The organism is Martinezella sp. CNPSo 3732 (assembly GCF_057784515.1).
Window position 1 is genome coordinate 1 of sequence record NZ_JBXSOO010000010.1, and the last position, 15,028, is coordinate 15,028.

The 15,028-nt window shown below is 59.6% G+C and carries 16 protein-coding genes; 10 read left to right on the forward strand and 6 right to left on the reverse strand.

What is annotated here, in order from left to right:
* From AC13RM_RS17385 to AC13RM_RS17395, 3 genes are all read right to left on the reverse strand, one after another.
* Positions 1–648: alcohol dehydrogenase catalytic domain-containing protein (locus AC13RM_RS17385; protein ID WP_488555345.1), on the reverse strand; the 648-nt coding region annotated here is incomplete at its 3' end.
* A gap of 50 nt (positions 649–698) precedes the next feature.
* Entirely contained in the window at positions 699–1,532 is an 834-nt protein-coding gene (locus AC13RM_RS17390; protein WP_488555346.1) for a sugar phosphate isomerase/epimerase family protein, read from the reverse strand.
* 30 nt (positions 1,533–1,562) lie between these two features.
* Positions 1,563–1,733, reverse strand: a complete 171-nt coding sequence (locus tag AC13RM_RS17395; RefSeq protein WP_488555347.1) for a hypothetical protein — start codon at positions 1,731–1,733, stop codon at positions 1,563–1,565.
* A 29-nt stretch (positions 1,734–1,762) separates the two neighbouring features.
* Here AC13RM_RS17395 and AC13RM_RS17400 point away from each other — a divergent pair, with 29 nt between their 5' ends.
* Positions 1,763–2,692 (forward strand): sugar ABC transporter substrate-binding protein, encoded by a 930-nt coding sequence (locus tag AC13RM_RS17400; protein ID WP_488555348.1) that lies wholly within the window; start codon positions 1,763–1,765, stop codon positions 2,690–2,692.
* Between the two features lie 190 nt (positions 2,693–2,882).
* Complete coding sequence (locus tag AC13RM_RS17405; RefSeq protein WP_488555349.1) at positions 2,883–3,917, forward strand: sterol desaturase family protein; 1,035 nt, start codon at positions 2,883–2,885, stop codon at positions 3,915–3,917.
* Between the two features lie 176 nt (positions 3,918–4,093).
* Here AC13RM_RS17405 and AC13RM_RS17410 read toward each other — a convergent pair whose 3' ends face one another.
* Positions 4,094–5,134 (reverse strand): LacI family DNA-binding transcriptional regulator, encoded by a 1,041-nt coding sequence (locus AC13RM_RS17410; RefSeq protein WP_488555350.1) that lies wholly within the window; start codon positions 5,132–5,134, stop codon positions 4,094–4,096.
* 177 nt (positions 5,135–5,311) lie between these two features.
* Here AC13RM_RS17410 and AC13RM_RS17415 point away from each other — a divergent pair, with 177 nt between their 5' ends.
* The 3 genes from AC13RM_RS17415 to AC13RM_RS17425 all read left to right on the forward strand — a co-directional run bounded on the left by AC13RM_RS17415 (position 5,312) and on the right by AC13RM_RS17425 (position 7,540).
* Positions 5,312–5,629 (forward strand): MocE family 2Fe-2S type ferredoxin, encoded by a 318-nt coding sequence (locus AC13RM_RS17415; RefSeq protein WP_488555381.1) that lies wholly within the window; start codon positions 5,312–5,314, stop codon positions 5,627–5,629.
* Positions 5,626–6,867, forward strand: a complete 1,242-nt coding sequence (locus AC13RM_RS17420; RefSeq protein WP_488555351.1) for an NAD(P)/FAD-dependent oxidoreductase — start codon at positions 5,626–5,628, stop codon at positions 6,865–6,867. The genes AC13RM_RS17415 and AC13RM_RS17420 overlap by 4 nt, the downstream gene beginning before the upstream one ends.
* 373 nt (positions 6,868–7,240) lie before the next feature.
* Positions 7,241–7,540, forward strand: coding sequence for a tautomerase family protein (locus AC13RM_RS17425; RefSeq protein WP_285203767.1), 300 nt, complete (start codon positions 7,241–7,243; stop codon positions 7,538–7,540).
* Positions 7,541–7,548: 8 nt separating this feature from the next.
* Here AC13RM_RS17425 and AC13RM_RS17430 read toward each other — a convergent pair whose 3' ends face one another.
* Together AC13RM_RS17430 and AC13RM_RS17435 are read right to left on the reverse strand one after the other, a co-directional pair.
* Positions 7,549–8,211 carry an HAD-IA family hydrolase gene (locus AC13RM_RS17430; protein ID WP_374817984.1) on the reverse strand — a complete coding sequence of 221 codons (663 nt, stop codon included), beginning with the start codon at positions 8,209–8,211 and terminating at the stop codon, positions 7,549–7,551.
* Positions 8,211–9,131: a sugar-binding transcriptional regulator gene (locus AC13RM_RS17435; RefSeq protein WP_374817986.1), complete on the reverse strand. Its 921-nt coding sequence runs from the start codon at positions 9,129–9,131 to the stop codon at positions 8,211–8,213. Before AC13RM_RS17435 ends, AC13RM_RS17430 begins: the two co-directional genes overlap by 1 nt.
* Positions 9,132–9,359: 228 nt before the next feature.
* Between AC13RM_RS17435 and AC13RM_RS17440 the strand changes: the two genes are divergently transcribed.
* The 5 genes from AC13RM_RS17440 (at position 9,360) to AC13RM_RS17460 (ending at position 14,837) form a co-directional block, all read left to right on the forward strand.
* Positions 9,360–10,301, forward strand: coding sequence for a tagatose-bisphosphate aldolase (locus tag AC13RM_RS17440; protein ID WP_374817988.1), 942 nt, complete (start codon positions 9,360–9,362; stop codon positions 10,299–10,301).
* Positions 10,294–11,706 (forward strand): ROK family protein, encoded by a 1,413-nt coding sequence (locus tag AC13RM_RS17445; RefSeq protein ID WP_374817990.1) that lies wholly within the window; start codon positions 10,294–10,296, stop codon positions 11,704–11,706. The genes AC13RM_RS17440 and AC13RM_RS17445 overlap by 8 nt, the downstream gene beginning before the upstream one ends.
* A 228-nt stretch (positions 11,707–11,934) precedes the next feature.
* Positions 11,935–12,924 (forward strand): substrate-binding domain-containing protein, encoded by a 990-nt coding sequence (locus AC13RM_RS17450; RefSeq protein ID WP_113233287.1) that lies wholly within the window; start codon positions 11,935–11,937, stop codon positions 12,922–12,924.
* Positions 12,925–13,033: 109 nt separating this feature from the next.
* A complete protein-coding gene (locus tag AC13RM_RS17455; RefSeq protein ID WP_374817992.1) occupies positions 13,034–14,098 on the forward strand; it encodes an ABC transporter permease subunit in 1,065 nt (354 codons plus the stop codon).
* On the forward strand, positions 14,091–14,837 hold the full coding sequence (locus tag AC13RM_RS17460; RefSeq protein ID WP_015343065.1) for an ATP-binding cassette domain-containing protein: 747 nt from the start codon (positions 14,091–14,093) through the stop codon (positions 14,835–14,837). Before AC13RM_RS17455 ends, AC13RM_RS17460 begins: the two co-directional genes overlap by 8 nt.
* The last annotated feature ends 191 nt before the right edge of the window (positions 14,838–15,028 follow it).

Here is a 15,028-nt window from a genome sequence, read left to right on the forward strand (position 1 = left end):
GCCGATGATCATGTCGGCACCGGCAAGCTTCAGGCCCTGGATAACGTTAAGCCCGATACCGCCGAGACCGAAGACGATGGCGGTTGCGCCGATCTCCACCTTGGCGGTGTTGATGACCGCACCGATGCCTGTGGTGACGCCGCAGCCGATGTAGCAGATCTTGTCGAAGGGGGCGTCGGGATTGACCTTGGCAACGGCAATCTCCGGCAGCACGGTATAATTGGCGAAGGTCGAGCAGCCCATGTAATGATGGATCTTGTCCTTGCCGATCGAGAAGCGCGAAGTGCCGTCCGGCATCAGACCCTGGCCCTGGGTCGAACGGATTGCGGTGCACAGATTGGTCTTGCGGCTGAGGCACGACGGACATTCGCGGCATTCGGGAGTATAGAGCGGAATGACGTGATCGCCCTTCCTGACCGAGGTGACGCCCGGACCGACATCGACGACAATGCCGGCACCCTCATGGCCGAGGATGGCCGGAAATAAGCCTTCCGGATCGGCACCGGACAAGGTGAAATCATCGGTGTGGCAGATGCCGGTCGCCTTGACCTCGATCAGCACTTCGCCGGCTCTCGGCCCCTCCAGCTGAACCGTCATCACCTCAAGCGGCTTGCCCGCCGCAACCGCGACCGCTGCTCTTACGTCCATAGAAAATCCTCCAAAATCAATAGCCTATGATCGATATCTAATTTGACTTCTTAGCCGGATACCTTCGCCCATAAATCGAGTATTTCTTGCCGCATCAGCAGCGATTCTTCCCAGCGGTCGGTCGTGTCTTCACCGTCCCTTCCGGTGATGGCATAGGGCTTCGGCCCTAGTTCGCAGGTGAAGGCAAGTGTGGCGTCTTTGTCGGCGCGCTTCCGCCAGCTTTTGAAGCCATATTCCCACCAGCCCAGGAACAGATCGACCCAGGGTCTGTGATGCGGGAAGGAAATTTCGATCTGAACCTGTTCGCGGGAGGCAATGCGGCCGTGGAAGGCCCAGGAGCTGTCCAATATCCGATGAATAAGGGCGTGATTTTCCTCGGATACCGGCCAGGCGAACTCCCGCCCGACAAGGAAATGGGAGATATCGCCGAGCAGCCGCAGGTCCGGCAGGCGATCGAGCAGGTCGAGCGTGAAGAAGAGATCCGTCGTCATGCGATCGCGATGCGTCTCGATCCAGACATCGATGCCGGCCTCTTCCGCCAGGCGTTGCCATCCCTCCAGCAGAGGAATGCAATCCTCAAGCCGCCGCAGGCGCACGTCCGGCTGCAGACAGATGTGATGGACATCATATTCGGCGGCGATCTCGAGCACTGGTTTCAGATCGTCGACGGTCTTCGGGAAGCATTGCCCTTCCGCCTGCAAGCCGTGCTGCTTGAGCAGACCCGCGACACGGGAGACAAAATTGCGATCGGACCAGTGGGCGCTGACGCCATCGAAGCCGGCAGCTGCTATCTTATCGATGCTTTCCTCCAGGGAAAGCTCTGGATATCTCGCACTACGCCGCTCCATAGACCAGAGCGACTGGAATATAAGCAAGTTCTGCATAGGTCCTCCCGTATGGGTGGCTTGCTCAGATCACGAATCCCGGGGCTTGGCCAGTGAGCGCGATGATGGATTTTGATCATCGGCGCTTTTCACCGCAAAGCGGATATATTCGCCTGGTCGAGAGCCTTGGCGTGATGGTTTTTCATCAAAATACTCCCGGACGCCGATCTGCCCCGTCGGTAACTCTTTCCAGGCGGTCAAGGTGGGCCGCCGTTTCCTGGGAGGAGAACATGTTGAAATTTCTGAGTGCAAGCGCGCTCGCGCTGGTGCTGTCGTCGCAAGCCTACGCCGCCGACAGAATCGGCGTTTCGATGGGCTATCTGACGACCAATTTCCAGACCCTGATCGCCAATGGCATGCAGGATTATGCCAGGACCAAGGGCCTTGATCTGCAGGTGGTGGATGCCGCCAACGACGTCAACAAGCAGCTCGATCAGGTGCGCAATTTCGCAGCCGGCGGTGTCTCGGCCATCATCGTCGATCCGGTGGATTCGGACGGCACGCCGGCGATCAGCAAGATTGCCGAAGATGCCGGCATTCCCCTGATCTACGTCAATATCCAGCCGACAGATCTCTCCACGCTCGGCAAGAAGCAGGCATTCGTCGGCTCGAATGAAACCGAATCCGGCACGTTTCAGACGAAGGAAGTCTGTCGCATGCTCGACGGCAAGGGTGAGGTCGTCATCATGGTCGGCGACCTCAGCAGCCAGGCGGCCCGCCAGCGGACGCAGGATGTGCATGACGTGCTCAAGACCGGTGATTGCAGCGGCATCAAGGTGGTGCGCGAGCAGGTCGGCAATTGGAGCCGCGTCGATGGCGCCGATCTCGTTTCGAACTGGCTGACCTCTGGCCTGTCGTTCGATGCCGTCATTGCCAACAACGACGAAATGGCACTTGGCGCGATCTCAGCGATCAAGAACGCCGGCGGTTCGACCGATAAGACGATCGTTGCGGGCATCGATGCGACGCCGGATGCGCTGCAGGCGATGAAGTCGGGCGACCTCAAGGTCACCGTGTTCCAGGACGCCAAGGCGCAGGGCCGCGGCGCCGTCGATACGGCCATCAAGGCCATCAAGGGCGAGCAGATCGACCGCGAGGTCTGGATCCCTTTCAAGCTTGTGACGAAGGAGAACATGGTTCAATTCGAGAGCCTCAACTGAGTGGAAAAGCGCCGGCAACGTAGAGCATGACTGCCGGTGTACGGGAAGGCGGGGCCGTGGCCTCCCCTTCCCCGATTGCGGCCCGGCGAATTTCCCGCCGCCGTGAGCAAATTTCATCAAATCAATGCTGTCGTTTCCAGCCGATGCCGCTGACACTGACCGCATCGTTTCATTCATCGGGAGGCACATCATGGACGACACGTTCTATGGCACGCGCGACAAGCGCGGCGACTGGAAGCCCAATAAGCTCTTGCAATATCCGCCTGTTTTCATCTGGCCGGCAAAACCGGTCGCGTTCCTGAAATGGTTCTTCGGATATCCCGGCTATCTGATGCCCTGGAATGTCGTCTATGCCGTCGTCGCAACGTTGCTCTGGCTTTACGCGACGCCCTCCATGGAGACCATGAAGACGCTGGCGCCAGGCTGGATAGCCTATCTCTTCCTGCGCAATGCCGCGCTGGTCTTCCTGTTCTTCGGCGCCTTTCACTTGCGTCTCTACATGCAGAAGAAGCAGGGCACGAGCTTCAAATACAACAGCAAATGGCCGTCGAAGGATAATTCGGCCTTCCTCTTCAGCAACCAGACCGTCGACAATGTGATCTGGACCTTTGCAAGCGCCGTACCCCTCTGGACAGCCTTTGAAGTGCTGACGCTATGGGCCTTTGCGAACGGCATCATTCCCTATGTCGACTTCGCCGAGCACCCGATCTATTGCGCCATCATCATGCTCTTGATCCCGGCGTTCCGCGATCTGCATTTCTATCTCGTGCATCGTCTGATCCACTGGCCGCCACTCTATCATGCGGTCCACAAGCTGCATCACAACAACGTCAATCCCGGTCCCTGGTCCGGCCTTGCCATGCACCCGGTCGAGCATCTCCTGTATTTCTCCGGCGTTCTCATCCATTGGATCGTACCGTCCAATCCGATCCATGCCCTGTTCCATCTGACCCATGCGGCACTTGCGCCGGCTCCGGGCCATGCCGGTTTCGACAAGATCGTGATCGGTGAGGAAGCCGGGATCGATACCCACGCCTATGATCACTATCTCCATCACAAATTCTTCGAGTGCAATTATGCCGATGGCGTGATCCCGCTCGACCAGTGGTTCGGCACCTTCCACGACGGCTCAAAAGAGGCCGAGGACCGCATGAACAAGCGCTTCATGGAGCGCGCCAAGAAATACGCGGAGAAGCAAGCGCGTCGCTCCGGCACGACGAGCTAGCAAAGAGCCGAAGCCCGGCCGGGTTTCTCCGGCCGGGCGATGATCTCAAGGACTTGCCAAAGGCGCTATATGCTCCATACGCGCGAATTGAGCTCCCCCCCGCCACCGGTTCAATCGGCCGTTGATGGCGGGAAATGCCGGAGCCTACGGCCCTCCTTCCGCAGGCTCCGGCCTTATCACTTATCGGTGAGTGGATGTGTGGCAATATTCTCCGCCGTATAGGTTAGGAATGGAACCGGCGTTTGGCTGACTGGCACGTCGATAATCCCCATTCGCGATAATATCGTATCCAGTGCGCGCCTTGCCTGGGTTTCGGGTGCCTGATCGAAAACGAGGGTCATCAGTCCCGAGGTGATGAAGCGGCGTGTTTCGTCATTGAGTTCGTGCCCTATCCAGATGCAATCCCTTCCCTGTCGTTCCTGAAAGCGCTGAAGCACCGAGCCGACCCCGAGATTGGCACCGCCGGCATTGTAGATGCCGACAATATCCGGACAGCGACGCAGCGCCTGCGTCATCACTTCCGCGGATTTCACGTCGTCATCCCAGCCGAATACGACTTCCGAAAACTGCAGTGCCGAACCACGCTGAGAACCGAGATAATCGGAGAAGCCACGAATGCGCTCCCGGTGAATCTGATAGGCCCAGCTATGACAGATGGCGACAATGCTTCCCGCCGTGTGCCGAAGCATCCGCGACATGTAGAAGCCGGCGGTTCGGCCCGCGGCATAGTTGTCGATCCCCACGAACACGTCGTCCCTTCCCGTGAGATATGAAACGATCTGGACGACTTCGATGCCGGCGGCACGCGCCTTTCGCAAGCTCTCGCGGATTGCCGGATGATCGACTGCCGCAACGATCAGGCCATGCCGGCGAATGCTGCTATTGGCCACATGCGCGGCAAACTTCTCAGGCTCGCTTTCTTCGACAAAGGTCCGTTGGACCGTGATCGAGCTATCCAGTGAGGCAGCGATCCGCTCGAAGGCATGGTTGAGCCTGCTGAAGAACGGCGACTCCGGCCTGACCAGGATGACTTCGATGCGGATCGTGCCACGATAGAGACTTGGGATGATCCCCTTATAGCCTAAGCGCTTTGCGGCCAGCACCACCTTCTCCGCCGTCTGTGGCCTGACGCTGCCGCGTTCGTTGAGAACGCGTTCAACGGTCGCAAGGCCGACACCAGCGACGGCCGCGATGTCCACGAGACGTGCCTTCTTCATTTCGCTCCTCCTGATGAAAAATGATCATAATCGGCGTGGAATGTGAAGGGTCATTTCGCGCATGCTTGAAACCAGCCGGGAGGAAAAACGATGCGCGATCAAAGCGCAACGGCAGCCTGCTCCCAGGATTGGGCGATGCCTTTCACGCCTGGCGGCGATTGCAATGAGGAGGAAGAAATGACGAACTGGGTTGATGCCTGCGCTGCTGATGAAATCGATCAGGAGGATGTTGTCCGCTTCGATCACGCCGGGCGAACCTTTGCGATCTATCGCAGCCCTGACGATGAGTATTTCGCCACGGATGGACTTTGCACCCATGAAAAAATCCATCTGGCAGACGGGCTCGTCATGGACGATACGATTGAGTGTCCGAAGCATAATGGCCGCTTCAGCTACAAGACGGGGGAAGCGCGCGGTGCTCCGGTCTGCATCAATCTGAAGACCTATCCGGTTAAAGTGGAAGGCGATCGCGTCATGATCGGGCTCGGCGCATGAGTGGCGATGCGGGCATCATCATCGTCGGTGCCGGCGAATGCGGCGCGCGCGCCGCCTTGAGCCTCAGGGAAAACGGCTACCGGCACGCAATCACCCTTATCGGCGACGAGGTCCATCTCCCCTATGAGCGGCCTCCCCTTTCTAAACAGATTTTGCTCGATGCGACAGAGCCAAAGCTGCCCGCTGTCCTCAGCGATCTTGTGCTGGCGGAGCAGGCAATCCGTCATATCGGCGGCACCTCGGCCGATGCCATCGACACGTCCGCAAAGCAATTGTTCCTCTCCGATGGCCGGGCGCTGCGCTACGACAAACTGTTGCTGGCGACCGGTGCGGTACCAAGGCGACTGCCGAACGCGCCCCTCAGCCGCCGGATAGTCTATCTGCGGACAATCGACGATGCGCTTGCGCTCCGTTCCCTTGTCCGAGCCGATATGCATATTGCAGTGCTTGGAGGCGGTTTCATCGGCCTGGAGGTCGCCGCTTCGGCGCGCGGCCGCGGAGCGAAGGTTACGGTCATCGAGTCGCAGGAGCGTATTCTCAAGCGCGGTGTCCCCGAACGGATCGCCGAAACGATCACTGCCCTGCACCAAGGCAATGGTGTCGTCGTGAAATGTGGCGTGGCGGTTCTCGGGCTCGAAGCGGATGAGCAGCGTGTCGATATTTCACTTTCCGATGGAGACGCGATTTCGGCCGATGTGCTCGTCGTCGGGATCGGCGCGCAGCCGCGCACCGAGCTTGCTGCTCGGGCCGGTATCGCGATCGATAACGGCATTGCGGTCAATGAGCATTTGGAAACATCGGAGCGCGATATCTACGCCGCCGGCGACTGCTGCTCGTTTCCGCATCTCTTGTATGGCGGGCGCTGCCTACGTCTCGAAGCCTGGCGCAATGCGCAGGATCAGGGCATTCTCGCCGCCGCCAATTTGATGGGGGCGGCGCGCAGCTATCAGGCAGTTCCCTATTTCTGGTCGGACCAGTTCGATCATACGCTGCAGATCGCCGGCCTTGCCGATGAGGGCCGCATGGTTGTGCGCAGAGACCTCGGGGACGGTGCCTTCATCCTGTTTCATCTCGACGACCAGCAGCGGCTGGTCGCCGCAAGCGGTGTCGGCCCCGGCAACAAGGTCGCCAAGGATATCAAGCTCAGCGAGATGCTGATTGCCGGACGCGTCACGCCCTCAATCGAGGCGCTGGCTGGCAACGCGAACCTGAAATCGATGCTGCCTCGAGCGGCCTGACAGGCTATCAAGATACGTTCCCTTGCGTCTTCGATCACGACAGCCTGCCGGCATTACCGGCAGGCTGCAGCAATGCATTCATGAGCAGGCGCCATAAGTGCTTTCAGCATTCAGGTGCTAATCCGGCATCCGGATCGTCCTACATTCCTTTTGCGATTCCCTAAGGTGTAGCAGCGGCCGCCATTCGTCCGGATCGCTGCGAAATCCGATGCGGATATCTGCCTTGCTCCGCAAAGACGTCGAGCCGGAGCCGAAAGCCCCATGAGTGACGTCGCAGGCTAGGTCAGATCGAAGAGAGGATAGCCATGAAACGCACCCTTCCGCAGCAAGCTTCATCCTCTCAGTGCTTTTCCTATGCGGACAAGCAAAGAGCATGGAGCTTGGTCCGGCGGAGACTTTTACCGGCCCGACAATCTCCGACAAACACAGGAATGACCCGATGCCCCATATTATTTTGAAAATGGCAGCAGGAAGAACCGACGCAATGAAGCATGCCGTGGCTGAAAATCTGGCCAAGGCGGTCATCGAAACACTCGGCGTTGACGAGAGTTCGGTTTCCGTCGCGATCGAGGATGTGGCGATGTCCGATTGGGCCGGGAAGGTCTATGTTCCCGACATCCAGGGCAAGTCAGACACGATCTATAAAAAGCCGGGCTACGATCCGTTTCGGTGAGGGGCCGGTCAATCGGGTCTGGCACAGAGACGCAGATGACCATTTGCATCGATGCTCGCGCTCACGCGATCATAGTCCTCAATAGTCGGATGCCGCGTGAATAACGGCGTCCGATGGGTCGCGCTGATCACGAGCACGGAAGCACCCGAGGTTTCTGCTGCCTCTATCCCCGCTGGTGCATCCTCAAAAATAAGACATTCTTCAATAGGTTGCGCCAACATCCTTGCAGCCAAGATGAAGCAGTCCGGCGCCGGCTTGCCATGTTGCACATCCTCGCCCGCGATCAGAATCTCCGGCCAGGGAATACCGGCTGCCGCAATGCGGACCTTGGCGAGTTCGCGTGGGGCGGAGGTGACGATCGCCCAGCGATCGGACGGCAGGCTTTTCAGAAAGCCGATAGCGCCCGCGATCGGTTCGACGCCGGCAACATCATCGATTTCGGCCTGTGTGAGTACCCTCACCTCTTCGGCGGGGTCGATCCCTGACAGGCCGAGGCGGGTGATCGTCTCGATCGCCTTGCGACCATGAACGGTCGCCAGCAGGGCGATAGCATCGACGCCGCGTTTTTCCGCCCACGCGGTCCAGACCCGTTCGGCGACCGCAATCGAATTCAGGACGGTTCCATCCATGTCGAACAGGAACGCGCCGAAGGAGCGGTCGTCAAAGGGCATCAGGATCGATCCTCGGCTTTCTGATGGGACGACAGACGATCGAGGATAGCCTGCGCTGTATTGGCATCGGTGACCAAAGCGTTGATCATTCCCGATCGCGCCGCGCCGATAATGCCGCTTGCCTTGCCGGGGGTAGCGGCAACCGCGATGCAGAGCGGCACCTTGCGCAATTGCGCGGGAGAGGCTGCAATCATGCCCTCCTCTCCATCCCAGTGCAGGATCTCGCCTTCTTCCGTGACGTAGTGGCGCAGCACGTCGCCGGTTGCTTGGCTCAGCGCCTTTTCACCCGGCAACGCCGTTTCCGAGGGGTTGGCCGCATGCGTCAGTCCGACCCCGACGATTGCCGCGTCCAGCCTGTCCCAGAGAGACGTCACCTGCTGGACTGTGGGATCTCCGAGAAATGCATCCCGGAGTTCGGTCGAAGAAATATAAGGCGCATGCAGGAAATGCGGCACGCCACCCATCTGGATCGCCGCCTGGCGTACGAATTCATTTATCTGAAAGTGAGGCGCTGCATGCTGCATGCCACCGTTCAGCGCGACCGTGACGATGCCGGGCAATTGCGGCAGGCCCGCCATTGTCACCTCGCGCACCGCCCGCCCCCAACCGATGCCGAGCGTCGAACCCGAACGCAGGCCCGCCTGTTGCAGAAGCGAGCCGACAGGCGCGGCAAGCGCGCTCAAGACATTTGATGACGGCGTATCGATCACCGCAGCGGTGCGCAGCTTCAGGCCGTCGATCAGTGCGGCACTCAGGTCCTCGGCAGGTGAAAGATCGATCACTTCAATCCGGACGATCCCGACTGCTCGGGCTCGCTGCAGCAACCGCGAAACCGTCGCCGTCGACAGGCCGAGCTTCCTGGCAATATCCACCTGCGCCATATCGGATTGGTAGTGCAGTTTGGCGACCGTGTGCAGCAACGCGCGATTTGCCGCAGCCTCCTGCGATTGAGATGAATTCAGCTTGAAATTCCTTTCTGCAATGTGTTACACATACGCCACTTGAGGAGTTATCGCTTAAAAAGCCCGGTTTCGCAACGTTTATACCGCGCATGAGAGTCCTCAATTTAAGGAGCACTGCCCTCTTCGAGGAGTGGGGAAGGCGTGCCCGTATGGGTGCCGTTTCGCAACGGCTGGAGGAAGGATCACATGACGAAATTGACGACAGCGGAGATGCGCGGCTACCAGCAGATTTGCGGCAGCGACGGCGCCATGATGGTGATTGCCTGTGACCAGCGCGGCGGCATGCGCAGCCTTCTGGCCAGGGATCCGGCCGAGCAGGCAGCGATCTCCGACAAGGTGCTGGGGGACACGAAGGCCGATATCGCCCGGTTCCTGGCAAGCAAGGCGTCCTGCGTGTTGGTCGATCCCATCTGCGCCGTGCCGGCGCTGGTCGATGATCGTGTCCTTCAGCGCGATACCGCACTGCTGATCGGCCTCGATGCTTCCGGCTGGGATACGTCGCCGGAGGGCTATCGTCTGTCGAAGCTGGTTCCCGGCATCTCCGCGCGCCGCGTGCGTCAGTTGGGGGCAACGGGCGGCAAGATCATGGTCTATCTGCGCTCGGATCGGGATGCGGCGAATGCCCACAATATTCAGATCTTGAAGCAATGCATCGAAGATTTCGCGCATGAGGATCTTCTGCTGGTCGTTGAATTCCTGACCTACAAGTTCGAAGACGAGGATGAGGCCGAGTACAAGGCGAAACTACCCTCTCTGATCGTCGGCGGCAGCAAGATCTGCCTCGATCTCGGCGCGAAGGTCTTGAAAATCCCTTATCCGGGCTCGTCGGAAGCCTGTGCCGAAGTCACGCGCCTTTCGGGCGACGTGCCCTGGGCGGTGCTGTCGGCCGGCGTCGACCATGCAACCTTTCTCACCCAGGTCGAGGATGCCATGCGCAACGGAGCTTCCGGCGTCATCGCCGGTCGCTCGCTCTGGAAAGACTGCATCTCGCTCGACCGTTCGGTAACGAAGGATCGGCTGGAGACGGTCGCGGTGCCAAGGCTTCGCGAAATCCAGGCCGTCATCGCGACGCACTTCAAGGGCAGAGGCTCGCACGGCGCTGATCAAAGGCAGCGCGCCCATGGCTGATATCGCCATCGGCGTCGATATTGGCGGCACGAATATTCGCGCTGCCCTCGTCTCTGCCCAGGGCGAGATCCTTGCAAAGCTGTCGGAAAGAACTCCGACCGATCCCCTGTTGGCATTGGAGCGCGTGATCGCGATGGCGCGCACTCTCGACACTCCTGAAGTTTTAGGGATTGGTGTCGGCATACCAGGGCGGGTCGATGTCGACAGTCGCGAAATTCTGTCTGGCGGCATCCTCAACCTCTCGAGCGTCGACTTCGTAAAGCGGCTTGAGACAGCGCTGCAAAAACCTGTTGTCATCGAGAATGATTGCAGCATGGCGCTGATCGCAGAAATGCGGATCGGTGGTGCCAAAGGCTATCAGAACGTCGCGATGCTAACGATCGGGACGGGCATTGGCGGTGCCGTCGCCCATGCCGGGCGCATCTATCATGGACACAAGGCGGCCGGACAACTCGGCCATATTTGTGTATCGCAGGATGGCCCGCCATGCCCTTGCGGCAGACGCGGCTGTGTCGAAACCTTCAGTTCGGGAACCGCTTTGCGCCGACACATCGCTGAAGCGGGATTGTCGGTGACGACAATCCGCGAAATCTTCGACATGGCGGCAGAAGGAAACGATACGGCAGTCCGCGTGCTGCGCCAATGGGCAACACCTTTGCGTGCTGCGCTTGACAATATCGCAGCGACCATGGACCCGGAGATTATCCTGCTCGGTGGCGGGCTCGGCTGTGATGCTGCGCGGGCTCTAGCCGACTTGCCGGCACCCGCCCCCTGGTTTTGCCCCGCCATATTGCCGGCGAAGCTTGCAGACGATGCCGGCGTGATCGGCTCGGGGCTTTTGATTTTCGGCGCTGATGTCCTACCGCAAGGAAAGCGGGTTGTCCTCGTCAACGGCGTGCCGGCTTCCGGCAAAAGCAGGCTGGCCAAGGCTTTGTCGCTGCGGACCGGCTGGCCGATCCTGTCTCTCGACGGCATCAAGAACCCGTTCCTGCAGCACATCGGTCCGGTCGACCGCGACTTCAATCGGACGCTGGGAAAGGCGAGCTACCAGGCGATCTGGTCTTTTATCGCGGAGGCGCCGACGGGTTCGACCTTCATCGTCGATGCATGGTTCGGCTTTCAGCCGAAGGCTCAACTGGAGAGTTATCTCAATGCTGCGCAAATAGACCATGTCGCCGAGCTTTGGTGCAAGGTGCCTGGATCGGTCGCGGGCGAGCGCTATGCCAGCCGGCTGAAGGAGCGGCTGCCGGGACATCCGGGTGCCGAATATGTGCCCGAACTGATAGCGCTTGCCGATCGGGCTGAACCCATGGGCTGTGGTGCCGTGATGACGGTCGACCAGACGGAGGAACCGGATATGGAGGCTGTCATGACCTGGCTTTCAAAGGTCTTCGAGCGCGAATGACAGGCGCCGCCGTCCGGGCAGACGGCATAAATGCGAAATAATCCTGAACCGTCGTGCGACGCTATGTCCCCCGCGGATGTGGGCATCGTGTGCATGGCAGAATTGTGTAGCTATATCAACAAGATAAAGGAAATTCCTTGCAGAAAAAAATTACTTGACGTGCCGCGGTAACCCACTGATTATCGCGTTGCCGGACAGGGGAGGTTCGGTTTCAAGAGGAGGAAAATTATGGAGCGCCGCTCATTTCTGAAGGCTTCGGCCGTGGCATCGCTCGCTACCGGTGTTGCCGCTATTGCCGGTACCACCAAAGCTGCAGACAAGAAATTTACGATTGCCCTTATACCGGGGCTGACGACCGATGCTTTTTACATCACCATGCGCAAGGGCGCCGAAGCCGCGGCCAAGGCCATCGGCGCGACGCTGGTGTTCCAAGGTGGCCCCGATTTCAACCCGGTGACACAAGTTCCGGTCCTTGATGCAGTGATTGCCAAGAAGCCCGATGCAATTCTCATCGCACCGACCGACAAGGACCAGCTGATCCAGCCGCTGAAAAAAGCCAATGATGCCGGCATCCCGGTCATCACCGTCGATACGTTCATCGGTACCGGTGTCTACCAGACCGGCAAAGGCGATGCCGATTTTCCGCTGGCCTACATCGCGTCCGACAATCTGCTCGGCGGCGCGATTGCCGCACGCGCGCTGGCGAAAGCCGTCGGCGAAAAGGGCAAGGTCTACGTTTCCAACGTCAAGCCCGGCATCTCGACCACGGATCAGCGCGAGCAGGGCTTCAAGGAGGAAATGAAAAAATATCCGAACATCACCGTTCTGGAGACGCAGTATAATGACGACGACGCCAACAAGGCGGCATCGCAGCTGCAGGCGGTCTTCGCCCGCAACTCCGATCTCGATGGTGTCTTCGGGGCCAATCTGTTCTCCGCTCTCGGTGCTGCCAACGGCGTGCAGCAGGCTGGCCAGACGGGCAAGATCCGCGTGGTCGCCTTCGATGCGCCGACGTCGATCGTCGACAACATCAACTCCGGCCTCGTCGATCTGGCGATCGCACAGCATCCGGCTGAAATCGGCTATTTCGGTGTGATGGCAGCCTATGCGCACCTGACCGGCAATTCGATCCCGACGGCGATCGGCACCGGCTTCACGGTCATCGACAAATCGAACGTCGCCGATAAGAATGTCGCGAAGTTCATCTACTCCGATTAATCCGGAGATAGTCTGTGCCTCGCCGAAAGGCGAGGCACATCATCCAACGATGATAGAGCGAACGGCGCCGTGATCTTCGCGCCTTCAACGCTTCAGTTTGGACCAGTCCATGACAATCGACAATGCAGAGGTCCGCAAGGCGGATCAGCACGTGGCGCCGCAGGCGGACCATGGCGACCAGGCAAAAACCATCCTAAACCGCATCGCGCAATTGCGTGCATGGCTCTTTCTTGCCGCGCTCATCGTGACTTTCGAGATCTGGGCGCGGATCGATTTCGGCGGCACGTTCATCGGCTCAAGCTTCAACTGGCAGTCCGTTGCCATCTTCGCGGTGGCACCGCTGCTGCTGGCGATCGGACAGACCTTCGTCATCATTTCCGGCGGCATCGATCTATCGACCGGCTTCATCATGGGGCTTGCCGCAGTCGTCGCGGCGCATATCGCCAATATCGCCGGGCTCTATATGCCGCTGCCGGTCGCGATGGTGTTTGGCATTCTCGTTGCCATGCTGGCCGCCGCCGTACCTGGCTTCATCAACGGTCTCCTGATCTCCCGTCTCAAGGTTCCGCCATTCATCGGCACGCTTGGCATGTTCGGCGTCGCCCGCGGCACGGCCTTCCTGATTGCCGGCGGCACCACCGTGCCGGTCAAGAATTCCTATTTTGCCGAACTCGGCAACGGGCGGTTCTATGGTGTTCCCTATCTCGTCATCGTCACGCTCGCCTTCGTGGTCATCATGCACTACCTGCTGAGCCAGACGCGCTTCGGCCAGCACAACTACGCCGTCGGCGCCAATGCCCAGGCCGCCCGCCGCGCCGGCATCGACATCAAGTCCCATCTCTTGCGGCTCTATATTCTCTCGGCCGTCTGCGCCGGCTTGGGCGGCGCGCTTTATGCAGCCCGCTTCACAGCGGGCGCGGCTCAGGCGGGGGAGCCCCTTCTGCTTGATAGCGTGGCTGCCGTCGTCATCGGTGGCGCCAGCCTGTTCGGCGGCTCCGGCACGATTATCGGCACGGTCGCCGGCGCTCTCGTCATCGCCGTCATCCAGTACGGTCTCGTCTTCATGAACGTGGAACCGTTCTGGCAATTCATCGCGGTCGGTATCGTCATCATCATTTCGGTGCTCATCGACCAGGCGCAGCGCCGGTTCAGCGGAGCAAAACAGGATGAATAGTGCAACTCCCCTCCTCGAGGTCCGCAATCTCTCGCGTTATTTCGGCGCGGTGCGTGCCCTCGACAATTGCTCCATGGTCGTCCGGCCCGGTGAAGTCGTAGCACTTGCGGGCGATAACGGCGCCGGCAAGACGACGATGATCAAGGCGATCTCCGGCGTCTATCCACCGACCGCCGGTGAAATCCTGATCGAAGGCAAGCCCGTCACCTTCTCATCGCCGCAGGATGCGCGAGAGAAAGGCATCGAGACGATCTACCAGGACCTTGCGCTTGCCGACAACCTGACGATCGGCTCCAACATCTTCCTTGGGCGCGAACCGATGAAAAAGCTCTTCGGTTTTCTGCCGGTTCTCGACCGGAAGGCTATGGCGGAGGCTGCGCGCAAGACGATGGCGGAGCTCGATTTCCATGTGAAGCGGCTCGATGCGCCGGTTAGCAACTTCTCCGGTGGTCAGCGCCAGGCGGTCGCGATCGGGCGTGCGGTTTACTGGAATGCCCGCATTCTCGTCATGGACGAACCGACCGCTGCACTCGGTGTGCCCGAACAGCGCAAGGTCGTGGCCCTTATCAAGTCGCTGAAGGCGCAGGGGCGCGGCGTCATCTTCATCTCGCACAATCTGCAGGATATTTTCGCCGTCTCCGACCGCATCGTCGTCCTGCGTCGAGGGATTGTCGCCGGTGAGCGTAACATCGCCGACACCAATCATGAGGAAGTCGTGAGGCTCATGATCGGCGGTTAGCAGGATCGCCAGCACATGATTTGTGCGAAGAGCGGCAATGGTGTTTCGTCGCCATTGCCGCTTCGGTATCGGCAATCAAAGGGGCTTATTTTGGAGTCGCCAAAACAAGCAGCAAAGACTGGGTGCCGGCAGTTCATGCTGGAGCGCAGTAAAATGCGGCCAAACGCGATTCCACTTGCTTTGCTTGATTG